This is a genomic window from Paenibacillus sp. OK003 (assembly GCF_900109515.1).
Classification (GTDB): domain Bacteria; phylum Bacillota; class Bacilli; order Paenibacillales; family Paenibacillaceae; genus Paenibacillus; species Paenibacillus marchantiae.
Genome location: NZ_FOBD01000001.1, coordinates 540802 through 557412 on the forward strand (window position 1 = coordinate 540802; position 16611 = coordinate 557412).

8 protein-coding genes are annotated in these 16611 nt (G+C 47.3%); all 8 read left to right on the forward strand.

Translation table 11 applies throughout. The annotated features are described in order from the left end of the window. Window positions 1–22 precede the first annotated feature (22 nt). The 8 genes from BMW94_RS02500 to BMW94_RS02535 all read left to right on the forward strand — a co-directional run bounded on the left by BMW94_RS02500 (window position 23) and on the right by BMW94_RS02535 (window position 16597). The gene (locus BMW94_RS02500; protein ID WP_175480558.1) at window positions 23–1606 is read left to right on the forward strand and encodes a TerB N-terminal domain-containing protein; all 1584 of its coding nucleotides are present in this window, start codon (window positions 23–25) and stop codon (window positions 1604–1606) included. A 7-nt stretch (window positions 1607–1613) separates the two neighbouring features. After that, on the forward strand, window positions 1614–2954 hold the full coding sequence (locus BMW94_RS02505; RefSeq protein WP_090994078.1) for an ATP-binding protein: 1341 nt from the start codon (window positions 1614–1616) through the stop codon (window positions 2952–2954). Beyond that, complete coding sequence (locus BMW94_RS02510) at window positions 2951–5164, forward strand: DEAD/DEAH box helicase (protein ID WP_090994080.1); 2214 nt, start codon at window positions 2951–2953, stop codon at window positions 5162–5164. Before BMW94_RS02505 ends, BMW94_RS02510 begins: the two co-directional genes overlap by 4 nt. A 335-nt stretch (window positions 5165–5499) precedes the next feature. After that, complete coding sequence (locus tag BMW94_RS02515; RefSeq protein WP_090994082.1) at window positions 5500–6453, forward strand: EamA family transporter; 954 nt, start codon at window positions 5500–5502, stop codon at window positions 6451–6453. A 203-nt stretch (window positions 6454–6656) separates the two neighbouring features. Further along, a complete protein-coding gene (locus tag BMW94_RS02520) occupies window positions 6657–7082 on the forward strand; it encodes a cupredoxin domain-containing protein (RefSeq protein WP_090994084.1) in 426 nt (141 codons plus the stop codon). 97 nt (window positions 7083–7179) lie between these two features. Continuing rightward, on the forward strand, window positions 7180–8202 hold the full coding sequence (locus BMW94_RS02525) for an SDR family oxidoreductase (RefSeq protein ID WP_090994086.1): 1023 nt from the start codon (window positions 7180–7182) through the stop codon (window positions 8200–8202). Between the two features lie 9 nt (window positions 8203–8211). Beyond that, complete coding sequence (locus BMW94_RS02530; protein ID WP_090994087.1) at window positions 8212–8868, forward strand: carboxylesterase family protein; 657 nt, start codon at window positions 8212–8214, stop codon at window positions 8866–8868. Window positions 8869–9040: 172 nt separating this feature from the next. Further along, window positions 9041–16597, forward strand: a complete 7557-nt coding sequence (locus BMW94_RS02535) for a fibronectin type III domain-containing protein (RefSeq protein ID WP_175480559.1) — start codon at window positions 9041–9043, stop codon at window positions 16595–16597. Window positions 16598–16611: the final 14 nt, after the last annotated feature.

Sequence of the window (16611 nt, forward strand, 5' to 3'; positions counted from 1 at the left end):
GAGGAAGGTGAAACGGAATTCAATGAAAGAGGATTCAAGACAACTGGAATTTATGGAGATCGACCTGAGCGAAGAGCCGATCACAGCGGCAGTCCCGGTTCCTGATCGTTCAACGATTGTCCGTGCTGATTTTGATATAAGATTGCCTGGCGGCATATTGTCTTCGGAGAAAAGGTTTGTAGAGGAAGGAAGGCAACTCGTTGAAGTAGAGGGGGAGCAGGCTCCCTCGGTTCCTTTTATGAGTTATTGGCCGACTTATGGTGTTATGAACAAACCCCAGCGCAAGTGGTATATGTATTGGAGGACAGAAGTCAGGCAGGGACGTTTCCCTGATACGGATCTGTCCTATCTGTTTGTTCATATTTATGAACTGATTAACGGAATTGGTTGGCAGGAACCACAGGAGGGTTACGACCAATTAAAACAGCTATGGATCAACTATCGTGAACGGCTTCCGCAGTTGGATGTATACATGCAGGAATGGATTATTGATTATGATCTCGTACATGAGTTGAACATGTCATTATCCGAGATGGTGGAGCTTTCGAGTGGCTATCTTACACCGGAGATTTTGGATAAGGAATTGCACCGGCTGTTAAGCAGCAATATATCGGATATCTCGCTGAAGCTGTTACAACGATATTATGACTACGACATTACGCTCAGCAAATTTTACAGGGATGGCGGCAAAGAAATTTTGGAACAGTACATTCCCCGAGTCATGGCTTTGGTTGATTCTTATCTGATGCGTACACGCAAGGTCGGCATATTGGATCAGTTTGAGCTAAATCATGAAAGGACGATCGAACGTACGTTGTTTCGAAAGGCCGTATATGACGACTCCATTTATGGAAAATCGGTTCGAATAACATATGTTCCGATTGGAGAGCATGCAGATTTTGTCCAGTTGGTAACCCGGGTTTTTCGATGCACGGAAAATAAATGCCGTGAACTGCTTGGTTTCCGAGGGCGACTTCGTGGAAAGACCCTTGAACCTGAGCTTGCAAATGTGATTGAACGTTACCTGGACAAAGCCTTTGCAGTCGAGCAAATGCCAGTAGTAGAGCAACCGATAGTCCGCATTGATGCGGAGAAACTTGCATCGTTGCAGCAGGAAAGTGAATATGTGCGCAGAGCACTCATGATCGAGGAAAATCGTACCTCCGAAGATGAGGATGCGAACAATGCGAGCAGCCAAGCTCCTATAACGATTCAAAATTCAACGGATGACACTAAAAGAGCTGAGGAGTCAGACCAACCGGAGGTTGGCTTTGAGGGAGCGCTTAAAACTGACGGAGTTCATGAAAGCGGGATTAGCGAGCCATTATCATTACAATGGGAGGCGAATTTTTCTGCTGATCTGGATGAAGAGTGGTTGCAGTTCTCTGAAATGCTGTCTTCGCAGCATGTACAGGCAATTCACGCCTTGCTTGGTGTCAACCCGGATACGGACCTGATGCGGGTGTCTGAGCAATACGGCACGATGCCTGCACTCCTGTTGGATGAAATGAATGATATGGCTATGGAAACGATTGGTGATCTACTGATTGATGGTGATCGCATAGTTTCCGATTATATAAATGTGTTTGAACATGTGAAGAGGTGATTGGGCAGTGGCAGAACTTAAAATACCGAAGCGGCTGACTACCGCACTAGTGAATTCGTTGACAGCGGGCGTTGTGCCACGAATCGGACTGGAGCAGATTGCTGTTGGCCGGAAGTCTGAAGTGGACGCGATCTTGCGGGATATGGACAACATTGCGGAAGGCGGGGCAGCTTTTAAGCTGATTACAGGAAGGTATGGAAGCGGAAAAAGTTTTCTGTTACAGATGATTCGTAACTATGCGATGGATCGGGAATTTGTTGTGGCGGACGCCGATTTGTCACCTGAGCGCAGACTGGTGGGAACCAAAGGTCAGGGGCTTGCAACATACCGTGAGCTGATGACTCGTCTGTCTACTCGTACACGTCCGGATGGCGGGGCACTGGAACCGATTTTGCAAAAATGGATCGCTGGTCTTCAGCAGCAAGCGATGCAAAGTCAGGGCTTGCGCCCGCATGATCCGTCTCTTCCTGCTGAAGTCGAGAAGCAGATCTATGCGGTGACGAACGAAATGCAGAATTTGGTGCATGGATTCGATTTTGCCAAGGTGCTGGCTTCGTACTGGAACGGGTATAAATTGGCGGATGATGACCGTAAACAGGCAGCGCTGCGCTGGTTGAGAGGCGAATTTGCAACCAAGACAGAAGCCAAGAAAGAGCTGGCTGTCGGCGTCATCATTGACGATGATAACTGGTATGACTACTTCAAATTATGGTCCGAATTCACGGCACGGATCGGTTATAAAGGACTGCTGTTGTTCATAGATGAAGCGGTGAATCTGTACAAAATTACAAACAGCATATCCCGGCAAAGCAACTACGAGAAGCTGCTTACCATGTTCAATGATACGATGCAGGGCAAAGCAGAACACCTGGGTATCTTTGTAGGCGGCACACCACAATTTGTGGAAGATGAAAGACGCGGACTCTTCAGTTATGAAGCACTTCGTTCGAGACTCATTGATGGCCGCTATGCAGCAAGAGAATATGCGAATTATACCGGACCGATCTTGAAACTTTCGATGTTGTCCCATGAAGAGATTTTGATTCTGTTGCAGAAGCTGCGTCAGATACATGCCCTACATTTTGGCTATAGTGCAAGTCTGACGGATGAGGATTTAGTTGATTTTATGCAAACAGCGGTCAACCGGCTAGGCGCGGATGAGTTACTGACTACACGTGAAGTGGTACGGGACTTCATGGATGTGCTGCACACGCTCCATCAGAATCCTGAAGTGACCTATGTTCAATTACTTGGTGAGCGAGCAGTCAAACCGCAGGAAGCAGGAAAAGGAACGGATTCTTCATCTGCTGATGATTTGGATGATTTTCTGGCGGAGTTTGAATTATGAGTGAGAACCCTTTCTATCGACTGGCCCCTTTTGTACAGGAATTTATTTATAAAAAAAGATGGGAATCACTTCGGCCAGCCCAGATTGAAGCTTGTAATATTTGTTTTCATACCCCACATCATATGCTGATTGCGGCAGGTACAGCCTCCGGCAAGACGGAGGCGGCTTTTTTTCCTGCACTGACCGAGCTGCATGAACGGCCCTCCAAATCCGTGGGCATCTTGTACATCGGGCCGCTTAAGGCACTCATTAATGACCAATTCGAGCGACTAAAGGACCTACTGTCCGAGGGGAATATTCCGGTATGGCACTGGCATGGGGATGTGCCTCAGGCAGAGAAAACACGTCTCATGCGAAGTCCCTCCGGTGTGCTTCAGATTACGCCCGAATCGCTGGAAGGTCTGCTGATGAATCGTCCCAATGCCATTCCGGCGCTATTTCATGATCTGCGATATGTCATCATTGACGAGGTTCATGCATTCATGGGAGCGGACCGAGGCATTCAGGTGTTGAGTGAGCTGGCGCGAATTGAACGTATGGCTGGATGTAAACCGAGAAGAGTGGGATTATCTGCGACACTAAGTGATTATGAAGCTGCTACAGCCTGGCTCGCTGCTGGAACTAATCAGGGGGTGGATGTGGTTTCTTCCCCCGGTGGTCGCAAGCTGCGTTTGCGGGTGGAGCATTTTTCGTTTCCGGATGCACGGGATGAAGAACAGGCGGAACATCTGCATAACGCACGTAAAGTCTATTACGACTTCATCTATGAGAGTACACATCGCAAAAAAGCTTTGATATTCACCAATAGCCGAACGGATGCCGAAGTCACTATACTTGAGATGCGGCGTGTCGCCGCACGGAGACATGAGCGTGACGTATTCCATGTTCATCATGGGAGCATTTCCGCCATGTTGAGAGAAGAGACCGAAGCTGCCTTGCGAACCGGATCAGGGCCAGCAGTAGCTGCGGCTACCGTAACGTTGGAACTGGGGATTGACCTGGGTGAACTGGAGCGGGTTGTGCAGCTTGGAGCACCTTATAGTGCATCGAGCTTTGTTCAGCGCCTTGGACGGTCAGGCAGGCGTGAGGATATGGCTTCCGAGATGTTATTTGTATGTCCGGAAGAAGAGGATGAGGAAGCTCAATTGCCTGCTCGAATGCCATGGACACTTATGCGGGCTATTGCTGTTATTGAATTGTATGTAAAAACCAAGTGGGTTGAACCCCTTGAGGCCCGGAAGATGCCGGTGGGTGTGCTCTATCATCAGACGATGAGTATACTGAAAAGCATGGGGGAGGCTGAACCCAAAGAATTGGCTGAGGCCATGCTTTCGCTCGCACCATTCGCGGAGATTCGTGCAGATCAATATCAGATTTTTCTAAATTATCTGATTGAGACTGATCATCTGCAATGGACAGAAGATCGGACTTTAATCATCGGGCTTACGGGTGAGAAAACCGTCAATAACTATCGCTTTTATGCGGTGTTCAAAGATGATGAAGAGCACAAAGTGCTGAACGGTTCCGAGGAGATCGGCTCCATTACAACCGTGCCGCCACCTGGATACTGTTTCTCTCTTGCCGGGAAACTGTGGAAAGTGGAAGAGGTCGATCACAAGCATAAAGCCGTGTATGTGAAGGCGGCTAAAGGCAAAGTGGATACGTTATGGCTGGGTGCGGGTGGGGACATTCATACGACGGTCGTCCAGAAAATGCGTGAAGTACTGTCCGACACGGTGATATATCCGTATCTGTCTCCGCAAGCGGTAAATCGGTTGGAACGCGCCCGGCGACTTGTACGTGAAAGTGGATTACTGAAACAGGTTGTCATTCCAGCCGGAGGAGATTCCTTGTATGTATTACCTTGGGTGGGAAGCAAGTCTTTCCGCACACTGGAACGTTTAATGAAGCACAATTTGTCTGACAAGCTTGCCTTGCGATCTGTTGTACCTATGGAGCCTTATTATTTTGTGGTGTCAGGAAAAGTGGATGGCCGCACACTTTTGGCCGAGATCATGAGTGAATGTCGATCAGCGAAAGACGCATCTGCGTTACTTTCAGAGGATGAAGCACCGTATCTTGGTAAATATGATGAATTTGTGGCTCCTCCATTGATCCGTGAGGCTTTTGCAGTGGATGGATTGGATTTAAATGGTCTCAAAGAAGGATTGCAGCAAACGTTAACATGGGATTCTTCATCTATGAAATGACGTAATAACGTATGTCTTTTGTTTTTAATTTGGATTAAAAAAATTTAAATTGTGAATCAGGGTTGACACCACCTCACCTGCCATGTAATATATGAAAAGTCGTCACACACGAATCGCAAACAACAAATGCATATATCATTTCGTATAACCTCGCAGGCCGAAAGTGTACACAGGGCGAGGGTCTCTACGGGAAGCCTATACTTCCTAACTACGATGCCAGGAATCATTGTATTCCTTGCTCGTAGTTAGGATTTTTGCATTTGGATGGTGTCTGTGACCTTGGCATAAATCAAACATGCGGACGCATTTTTCGATCATCAGGAGGTTTATCTACAATGAAATATTATCTGTCCGTTCTCGCAGGAGCGATGAGCTATGGCATATTATCCACAATTGTGGTTCTGGCTTACGGCGAAGGGTACAAACTTGGAGAGGTTGTGGGCACACAGCTGATCACGGGCTTTATCCTGTCCTGGATGCTGGCATTATACTCGAAGTTTAGAATGAAACGGAAATCACAGGCAGATGGAAAACCATCAGCAGCTGTAGCAAAAGCATTCCAGAAATTAACGTGGAAGCAGCGTTTGCTGTTAATGGCTGCAGGGACACCGACGGTAATTACGGGTCTTGTCTATTATCAGTCTTTGCGGTATATTCCCGCGTCACTAGCCATTATTCTTTTGTTCCAATTTACGTGGATTAGCGTATTGATTCAGGCCGTGAGTAAACGTCAGCGTCCTGACAAGGTAACATTCCTGACTTTGATTATCCTGTTTGGCGGAACATTGCTGGCAGCAGGTTTCCTGGAACAGGGACTCGGAGAGTTTAACGGCTTGGGCATAGCGCTTGGCTTAATGGCGGCTGTAAGTTACTCCCTGTTTGTAATGTTCAGTGGTAGAGCGGTTCCATCAGCACATCCGGCTTTTCGCAGTGCATGGATGGTGACCGGAGGTCTGGTCTTGCTGTGCATCCTGTTCCCGCCGACGTTCCTGTTTAACGGATTGATTTGGAGCCAGCTGCTTGTCTTCGGATTGTTGCTTGGCTTCTTCGGAGCTTTTATCCCGCCAGTACTGTTCGCAGTAGGTGTGCCTCATATTGGGGGCGACATGGCCGGAATTCTTGGTGCAGTTGAGCTCCCAATCGCGGTGCTGCTCTCAGCCATTGTGCTTCACGAGCATGTGAGCCCATTGCAATGGATCGGGGTTATTGTGGTGCTAATTGGTGTAGCGTTGCCAGAGATCTATAAGTTACGGATGAGACGAAGTCGAAATACACCTATATATTCCTGATTGGCGAATAGATAGAACGATAAAGACAATAGCTATAGCTGAAAGAGCCTGAGTGATTCAGGCTCTTTTTGGATGAATATATTTATTGGGCTAAATAACGTACCATCGATATGGCCCATTCGAGTCATTTTCAATTTTAACTGGATGGGGTATGCTGAAGAAGAGTTGCAATAGAATGGGAACATAGACAGAGGAGCGTTGAGATGAAAAGCTGGATTAGCAAAACCTGGCCTTGGCTAACGCTGGGTCTTGTTGTAGTTGTGGTGCTTGGATCGTTTATGGTGTTTTTTTTGGCGAAGGACATGTCCCCCGGTTCAGGAAGTGCTGTAACGGCCAAAGTCGAGACGGCAGAGGATTTGAAGGGATATGAAGTTATTGATGTTAATGTAAGCAACGACGGCTTTGAACCTAATGTTATTGAAGTTAAAGCCGGAGTTCCAACCAAAATTAACTTTATCCTTACCCGCAAGGTTACACATGTTAAATCGGTAGCGGCTGACAAGCTGGGTATGGATCTTTACATGCAAAAAGGAAACAACTATTATACTGTAGACAAGGATATCCAACCTGGTGAATATGAACTTCACTGCGGTATGTACATGATTTACGGAACAATTAAGGTCATATAATGGACAGGAGCAAAGATTCTTCAATGGAATCTTTGCTCCTCTTTTGTGTGCGTGATATCATGGACTAGTGATCAATTTCATCTGGAGGTGGCCAAATATGAAAGCGCTTTTTATTGGAGGAACGGGTACCATCAGTACAGCAATTACCGATCAGCTTGCGAAGCAAGGCTGCGAACTTTATTTGATCAACCGAGGAAATCAAAATGATAATTTGCCTGCGCAAATCAAAGTGCTGCAAGCCGATATTAACGATGAAGCACGGGTTGCGGAGCTGATTGCCGACCTGGAGTTCGATGTTGTCGCAGACTTTATCGCGTTTGTACCTTCACAGCTGGAGAGAGATTACCGTTTGTTCAAAGATAAAACAAAGCAGTTTATATTTATCAGTTCGGCATCTGCCTATCAGACACCACTTGCTGACTATCGGATCACGGAAGGTACGCCATTATCCAATCCGTATTGGGAATATTCGCGCAACAAAATTGCCTGTGAAGACTATTTGATGAAACAGTATCGTGAAGAAGGATTTCCAGTCACCATTGTGCGTCCAAGTCATACGTATAGTGAACGTTCTGTACCTCTCGGTGTACATGGAGCAGCGGGAAGCTGGCAGGTCCTCAAGCGCATACGAGAAAATAAACCCGTACTCATTCATGGAGATGGCACATCTCTCTGGACCATAACGCATAACCGTGATTTTGCCAAAGGATTTATTGGCCTTATGGGCAATATTCACGCGATTGGTGAATCGGTACATATTACCTCAGATGAGTCAGTAACCTGGAATCAGATCTATGAAATTATTGCAGGAGTGCTTGGTGTCAAGCTTCATGCGGTGCATGTATCTTCCGAGTTTTTGGCGGCGTGCAGTGATCAGGATCTTCGCGGCGGTCTGCTGGGAGACAAGGCGAATACGGTTGTATTTGATAACAGTAAATTAAAAAGGCTTGTTCCGGAATTTGTGGCAACCATTCGGGCTGATCAAGGAATCCGGAGTACCATAGAATATATTCTTGCACATCCTGAATTGCAGACCGAAGATCCCGAATTTGATGCGTGGTGTGACAAGGTGGTCGGAGCATTGGATGAAGCGTTACTGAAAATTAGAGATGAGAAGTGAGGTGAGCATATGTCGCAAACCGGGCATCGACTGGTAAAAGAAATTACCAAAACCGTCACTTTGGACTATTTGCTGCACATTCCTGAGAAGGAGCAACCACTTGCAGAGGACCAGAAATGGCCTGTCATTTTGTTTCTTCATGGTGCAGGGGAACGCGGTAATGATCTGGACATGCTTAAAGCAAACGGGGCTCCGCTTATTGCCGATCAGGACAAGAGTTTCCCGTTTATCGTGATTTCACCGCAATGTCCTGTGGACGAATTTTGGGGTATGCATCGCGAAGCTGTTATGGCCCTTCTGGAACATGTTTTGGAAACCGAAGCAGCTGACCCAAACCGGGTGTATCTTACAGGTCTGAGTATGGGCGGGTATGGTACTTGGGATCTGCCCCTGTTTTACCCCAATACATTTGCAGCATTGGCTCCTGTATGTGGGGGAGCGGACCCTTCCAAAGCGGAAGAACTGCGTAATATACCGATCTGGGCGTTTCATGGGGCCAAGGATGACATCGTTTATGTTACGGAATCCGAGAAGATTGTTCATGCGCTTGAAGCGTTAAACGCGGATGTGAAGCTGACGATATATCCTGACGGTAATCATGATGCTTGGACCGAAACGTATGACAACCCGGAGCTGTACAAGTGGTTTCTCAGCCATTCGTTATAATTAATGAATCGTGAATTGACAATATTCAGCATTCTTAAGTATTTACTTTCGTTATTTGAATCGTTATAATCAAGAAAAAATGACACTTGTTAGGGGAGGCACCCCAACAGAGGACTTTGTTCCTTTGTTGGGGTGCCTCCTTTTTTTGGTGTGCAGAAAAGGAGAGCAGACGTTGAAGAAATCTGAGAAGCGTATTAAAAAACAGGCCGAGCAGCTTACCAAAGTGGTACTGGCATTTGCCTTGCTGTCACCCCAAGCCTTGCTGGTCGAATGGGGTTCAACGGCCGTTATGGCTGAAGCTGTGGAAACCATCAGTATTGTATCCGATACTTCCAGCATGAAGGCTGTTCAATCCTCCAAGGTGAAGGTGGAGATGAATAGTGATGGCAAATATAGAATTGTGTTGCTTCCTAATACAAACGTATTTTACGGTGGCGATACCGGGAATGTATCCACCATTATTGATCATAACGGAACACCCGTTAATTTTAAGTCGCTGCCCCTTAATTATTATCGAATCAATAATAATGTAATCGAAATGTCTAGGCAGAAAGACAACGTAGAGTATATTTTGCGCGTGTCCATCGTTAATGCTACATCTCAGGGCGGTTATATGAAGGTGGAGCTGGAGGCTGTTAACCGCAGCGGCTCTACGCTCAATCTGGGAGGTACGTTCTATTGGGATACGATGGTAAATGGCAACGATGCTTCTCCGTTTGAAGTGATTGAGAACGGCTGGCGCAATTATAGCGGTGGTGTTCAGGTAACCGCTTTTTATGCCAACACGTATAACGTTGTGGATGCGGATCGCATTTTCATGGGGCAGTACAATAGCCCGGATAACGCGCAGCTGACAGGTGGTTCTTCTCCATCTTCCTTTACGCCAGGGCAGACCGTTACCGCAACGGATACTGCTGCGCAGTTTTGGTGGGACGGCAAAGCAACCGCGAACCAGGCTTCACGCAAATTTTCGACGATTGTGGGGATTGGTCCCAAAAATGCACCGCCTTCATTTGCACTATCGGCACCGTCTTCGGGCCAGACCTATTACAAAGGAGAACAGCTTCAAATATCCGGTACAACCCGGGATACGGATGTGGGAGATCTTCTGACTGTCAAATGGTCAATCGACGGAGGCTCCGAAAACATGTTGACACAGATGACGGCTACAGGTTCCAATCAGTCGTTTAACACGAATTACACATTGCCTGACACGCTCGCAGATGGCGCACATACGTTGCAGGTATGGGTTATGGATGACAAGGGAGGGGTCTCCTCTGCGGGCACGGTCAACTTCACGGTGAAAAGTTTCGTTGTTCCGGGAACACCGACATTTACATCAGTCAACAATAATAATCTGACGGTGAATTGGGACAAGAAGGAAAATGATGCTTCCGTGACGTATGAACTGAAAAATGTAACGACGAATCAGACCTTCGATACAGGTACATCAAATAGCCGGCAGGTGACCGGGCTTACACCGAATACTCCGTATTCTTTTGCTGTGCGCGCCAAAAATTCGGTCGGTTCCTATACGGGATATTCAAGTCCAGCTAGCAAGTTTACACTAGCCAATGCACCAAGCGATGCAGCTGTGAGCCAGTCGGGTAACTCCGTTACGGCTAGTTGGAACAACAATGGCAATCCTGCGGGAACGGGTTACAAAACGGAAATACGTAACTCCGTCGGACAAGTGCTTGTATCGGGTACAACTTCATCAACTCGTACTGAACTTGCGTTAACTGGACTTGCAGACGGAATATATGACGTATATGTAGCAGCACTGAATGGAGAAGGCATACAGACTGCATTTGCCTCTGCAGGTCAGATCACAAAGGACACAACCGGTCCCACCGCTCCCTCGATAGCAATCAATCCTTCTTCTTGGACTAAGGAAGATGTCCTGGTTACGATTACAGCAGGTTCGGATGCCTTAAGTGGTGTGCAGAAGACACAGTACAAACTAGGGATTGGAGGAGAATGGAAGGAATACACTGCTCCCTTTACGGTTGCTTCTGAAGGAAACACGCTCATAATTGCACGAAGTATAGATGCATTTGGCAATACAGGACAGGAGGCTTCGGTTATAGCGCGAGTGGACCGTACAGCTCCGACACCTCCCGTCATTTCGTTAAATCCTCCGGAGTGGACCCATTCGGCAGTAACGGTGACGTTAACGGCAGGTACGGATGAAGCAAGCGGAGTCGGTCTTACGCAATATAGGCTTGGAGGTGAAGGGACTTGGGTCGATTATCGAGAGCCATTTACCATCCATACGGAAGGAATAACCGAGATTCAGGGGCGAAGTGTGGATCGGGCCTCTAACGTCAGTGCGTCAACTTCAGCCACTGCCCGAATTGACAAGACTGGCCCTGATGAGCCAAAGATTACACTCAGTGATGATGAATGGACAAACCAGGATGTGTCTTTTGAAATCACCAGTGGTGAAGATACAGGCAGTGGACTTGCCAAAAGCCAATATCGTCTTAACGAACAAGGCCCCTGGATCGATTACACTGGAGAAGTGAAGGTTACCGAAGAAGGGCAAACCACCGTATATGCGCGCTCGCTTGACAAGGTAGGGAATGTAAGTACTGTTGCGAAAGCACTCATTCGACTGGATAAGACCGCTCCAACAGAGCCGGTTATTACATTAAGTCAGTCAGGCTGGAGCAAGGAAGCTGTACAATTTACGATTGCTGGCAGCGTAGATGAACATGCCATTTCGTATGAATATAGTTTGAATGATGGTCCATATATTGCAGGAAACTCAGGCACAGTGAGTTCAAACGGTCCCAACGTCATTCTAGCCAGAGCGAGAGATGCTGTCGGAAACGTTAGCAAGGAGATTAGTCGTACAGCTTATGTCGATCAGGTTGCTCCAACGATTACATTTACACCGAATGGACAAGGCTGGATTGACACTAATATATCTGCTACCGTTCAATATGAAGATCCTGATTCGGGTATCAATGAGAATTCGCGATTGTACAGTGTGACCAACAGTACCGCATCGCCAGACAACTGGAATGAAGCCCGCTCGAATGAGCCTGTAATTTCAATTGAATCCGAAGGCATTTGGTATATCCATGCCAAAACAATAGATATGGCAGGGAATACATATGAGACCGTATCAGCACCTTATCAGATCCAGCACAAGCCACAGCAACCGGGGAATGCGAGCATCACACAGATCAGTGAGACTTCGGCAGAACTTACGTGGGATTTGCCCACAGGAGAATGGTATACCGACGGGTATCAGTATGAAATTATAAACCATACGACAGGCCAGTCCTGGACACTGGATTATCCTAAACATACACTCACTGATCATTCCCTGAGTGGTGGTCAAGTCTATGATTATGAAATGAGAGTTCGAAACCATACTGGCATCAGTGATGCAGTATCTGTCCGTGCACTGACAATCCCCGCGGCACCGGGATCATTACAAGTTCAAAAAGTCGATTCCCAGCCTGAGCTGGCAGAAGTACATTTTGATTCGGTTCAAGGTGCTACTGCGTACCGGATCACGGCAGCAACTTCGGATGGAAGTATTGTTTTTGACCAGATGATCTCCGATTCTTCCAATATTCCGTATATGACCAATCTGGTCCCGGGGAGCATTCATACGATTTCGGTCACAGCACTGAATGAGAGTGGTGCGGGAGAAATCAGCAGGGTGGGATTCCTGACATTGCCTGCAGCACCTGGTGAATTTGCGGCAGTGCAGATTCGGGAGCATGAGATCTCTCTGGGATGGGAGACGGTAACGTCAGCAACGTATTACAGCCTTTCACGCAGTGGAGCTGGAGTCTACGAAGGATTGGAAAAGGAGTATGTGGACGCAGGTCTGGATAGTGGAACAGAGTATAGCTATGAGTTGCTGGCCGCAAACGAGACAGGAGAAGGCCCGGTAACAAGCTTGCAGAAGCTGATAACATTGCCGGGGGCCATTGAAAACCTGAGTATAGATAATGCTACAACAACGAGCATGCATCTCAGTTGGGAGCCTGTAAGAGGCGCGGAGCGATACGAAGTCTTTGTGAATGGGGAGAAGCGGGAGACGCTGCTTGCTGGAACTCATGAATATCTGCTAACGGGATTGACCGCGGGAACGTTGGTTCAGGTGCACGTTCAGGCAGGCAATGGAAGTGGACAAGGTCAATCCAATCGAGTATCTGGAACGACGCTTCCCGAGAGTCCTTCAGGTCTTCACTTTGTTCAACCTACTGAAACAGGAGCAACACTCAGATGGGACGCAGTCCCCGGCGCAACGAAGTACCGGGTCGTTCTTGAGGGGCAGAGTTATGAGATTTCAGATACACAGCTTGAAGTCCATCAGTTATCAGGCAGCCGCCACTATACGTATCAGGTGCAGGCCGGAAATGCTGCCGGTTACGGTGCACCCACAAGCGGAGAACTGCTTACTTTGCCAACCAGACCTGAAGGACTCAAAGTAACACGTACGGATGAAACAAGTATTGGAGTGGAATGGCAATCTGTAAATACAGCCGAATCCTATATTGTGAGTATCAATGGGACGGAAGTGGGGCGAACTTCGGGACTTGCCTATACGGCTAAAGAATTGTTGCCAGGTATGGAGTATTTAGTGGAAGTACAGGCCGTGAACACGTCTGGAGTCGGTCAGTCCGCCAGCTTGATTCGATTATCCAAACCGACCGCCCCTTCAAAAATCGTTGTTGAACCAGGAGTACATAAAGCCACCTTGTCATGGGCTTCGGTAGCAGGTGCCTCGGAGTATGTAATTCAGCAGGGGAACAAAGAGATTTACCGTGGAACAGAGCCGATGACCCTTATTTCAGGACTTGAGGATGGAACGATGCATCATTACACACTTGTTGCAGTGAACAGACAAGGGACCCCATCCGAAGCGACGGGTATATCCATACTTACATTGCCTGAGAAACCAGTTGAGATTAAGGCATCTGAAGTGTCGGAAAACAGTCTTAGTCTGGATTTTAGCAAAACAGGGGTAAAGGGTGCAGATGAATACATCATTGAACGCAATGGGCGAGAGATTGCTCGCATGGATGCGAGTGAAACCCGATTCGTAGATGAGGGTTTGTCGCCAGGCACGAAATATACGTACAAGATCCGGGCGGTTAATGCAAGTGGTTCGGGTGCTTCCCTTGCCTATGGAATAACAACTCAAACCATGCCACTATCCTCAGATGGGATTACAGTGATCAAGGGAACGCACGCGTTTGATCTGGCATGGGAAGCAGTAAAGGGAGCCGCCGCATATGAAATACGCAATCAGACAACGGGGGAAGTACAGACTGTGTCCGAACCATCGGTCCATCTCGCCAGTTTATTGGATGGCACGACGTATGCGTTTGAACTTACTGTCATGAATGAGGATGGTCACCGCTCTTCTCCTATTCAGGTTCTTTTGTTGACCAAACCCATATCCCCACAAACAGCAAGTATTGCTGCGGTAACCGATCAATCGGCAACGCTGGATCTGAGTGGCAGCGCCACACGAGGCGCAGAACAATTGATCATTTTGCGAGATGGTATTGAAATTGACCGTATTCCGGCTGACAGTATCTCTTATGAAGACAAGAACTTGACGCCGGGAGAAAGATACACTTATACGGTTATGACTTCGAATGCTTCCGGCGATAGCGATACGGGATTTGATGTTCAATTGCGTACGCTGCCTGCAACAATTACGGAAACGCTGCATCCAGACGTGATTGAAGAGACGGAGGCAGTGATTAAGTGGACAAAGGTTCAAGGTGCAGAGGGTTACATTGTAATGATAGCGGACGACGAATTTACAACAATTACAGAGAGTGATTTGACTGAGGTTACCCTTAAGGGGCTAGTCAGTGCAGCCCAATATGATCAAGTACAGATCGTTCCTTATAATACAGCGGGTAATGGGATCCCAATGGTCGTTGCTCCATTTTTCACGCTGCCTCATGTCGATTCTATTGTGATGAAGCTATATCCGGAGACGGATCATGCCAGACTGGAGTGGGATTTTCCTTACCTCAACGAAACGTTTGTGGTTCTAATGGATGGTAATGAGCTATATAGAGGCAGACAAAAAGAGTATATCGTAAAGGAACTTCAGGGCGGAACGAACTACTCCATTGAACTGTATACCGAGAACGAGCAGGGGGATACATCACATAAGCTTAATTATACGGTGTTGACCAAACCGGAAGCTCCCAAGGAAGTGGAATATCGTTCGACACAGGAGAGCATACAACTTCAGTTCGAAAAGAGCCATGTCAAGGGGGCTGAGCAATTCATCATTGAACGTGACGGTGCGGAGATTGGCCGAGTGTCTGTTGACGAGCCTTATTACGAGGACCAAAGGCTTGAGCCTGGTGTAAATTATGTGTATACCATCAAAACCGTAAATGCTTCCGGTAAGAGCGAGGGCGGCTTTAATCTAACAGCAGTAACACTGCCAGGCAAAATTCCTTCTCCACCCCAGGTGGAAGAACGCGCTCAGCACGGTGCAGATATTATATGGGATATGATTCCTGGTGCAGCAGGCTATCGCATCTATCAGGAAGACGAGCTGATTGCAACAACAATGGAAACGTCGATACATGTAACTGAATTGAAAAGTGCCCAGCACTATTCTGACTTTTCTATTGTGCCTTTCAATGAGGCGGGAGACGGAGAGACAGTTAATGTACCTGAGTTTGAGACATTGCCATCAGAAGAATTCACCGTTTCAGCGATCTCCCAGAGCACAAGCAGCATTGCATTGAGCTGGAAATTGGAATCTTTGAATGAAACGATCGTGCTTTCCAGTGGTGGGCGGGAGATTTATCGTGGAAAGGATCGAAGCTACATCTGGACAGGCCTAACGGGTGGGCAGCGCTATGATGTCATATTGTGGACTGAAAATTCAGCCGGGGAAAAAAGTGAAAGCCAGCAGGCCACGGCTGTGACTATGCCGTATCCACCTTCAAGCGGAAGTGGGGCTGGTTCGCCTGTACCTTCCTCCAAACCGGAGGATGCTCAGTCCGTTGTGTCCCAACCTGAGCAAAATGACAAAGCGGAAACAGCCGTCAAGAAAGAGGTCAAGTTCATTGATATTGGTCAAACATTCAATAAAGATCAGATTATATGGCTGGCAGAGCAAAACATCATTCAAGGTGTAAGTGAAACCCGTTTCGAACCCCGTCGTCCCATTACAAGAGCTGAGTTCACAGCACTTATTGTGCGATTAATGGGTCTGGATACATCTGCCGATTATCAGCATGCTTTTCAGGATGTGAATGATCAGGATTGGTTTGCCCCTGAGATCGAAGCAGCCGTAAGTCGTGGTATGGTACATGGCATGGGAAATGGTAAATTTGCTCCTTATGCACTCGTAACCCGAGAACAGGCATCGAAAATCATTGCGAATGTTATTCGTAAAATCAAGCCGGAACCCGCAACTTCCCGTCGTACTTTTACGGATCAGGTGGATGTGTCGGATTGGGCCAAAGAAGAGGTCGAAGAGCTTGCTGGAATGTACATGCTTACCGGGTACGAAGACGGCAGTTTCCGACCCATGCAGCATCTGAGCAGATCTGAAGCCGCAGCCCTGATCTTCCGACTGAACAAACTGATCCGTATTATAGAAGAAGGTCAAACTATGGAGGAAGAGAAGCGAACTATGGATGATAAAGGAACGAGTATAGACCTAGACGCTAAGACTAATACGTCGAAATGGAGTATAAAAGTCTTGGATTGAATCACATGTAAATT

Coding starts and splice junctions, on each gene's coding strand:
- BMW94_RS02520 (WP_090994084.1), top strand. CDS start 6,657: ATGAAAAGCTGGATTAGCAAAACCTGGCCTTGGCTAACGCTGGGTCTT.
- BMW94_RS02500 (WP_175480558.1), top strand. CDS start 23: ATGAAAGAGGATTCAAGACAACTGGAATTTATGGAGATCGACCTGAGC.
- BMW94_RS02525 (WP_090994086.1), top strand. CDS start 7,180: ATGAAAGCGCTTTTTATTGGAGGAACGGGTACCATCAGTACAGCAATT.
- BMW94_RS02530 (WP_090994087.1), top strand. CDS start 8,212: ATGTCGCAAACCGGGCATCGACTGGTAAAAGAAATTACCAAAACCGTC.
- BMW94_RS02515 (WP_090994082.1), top strand. CDS start 5,500: ATGAAATATTATCTGTCCGTTCTCGCAGGAGCGATGAGCTATGGCATA.
- BMW94_RS02510 (WP_090994080.1), top strand. CDS start 2,951: ATGAGTGAGAACCCTTTCTATCGACTGGCCCCTTTTGTACAGGAATTT.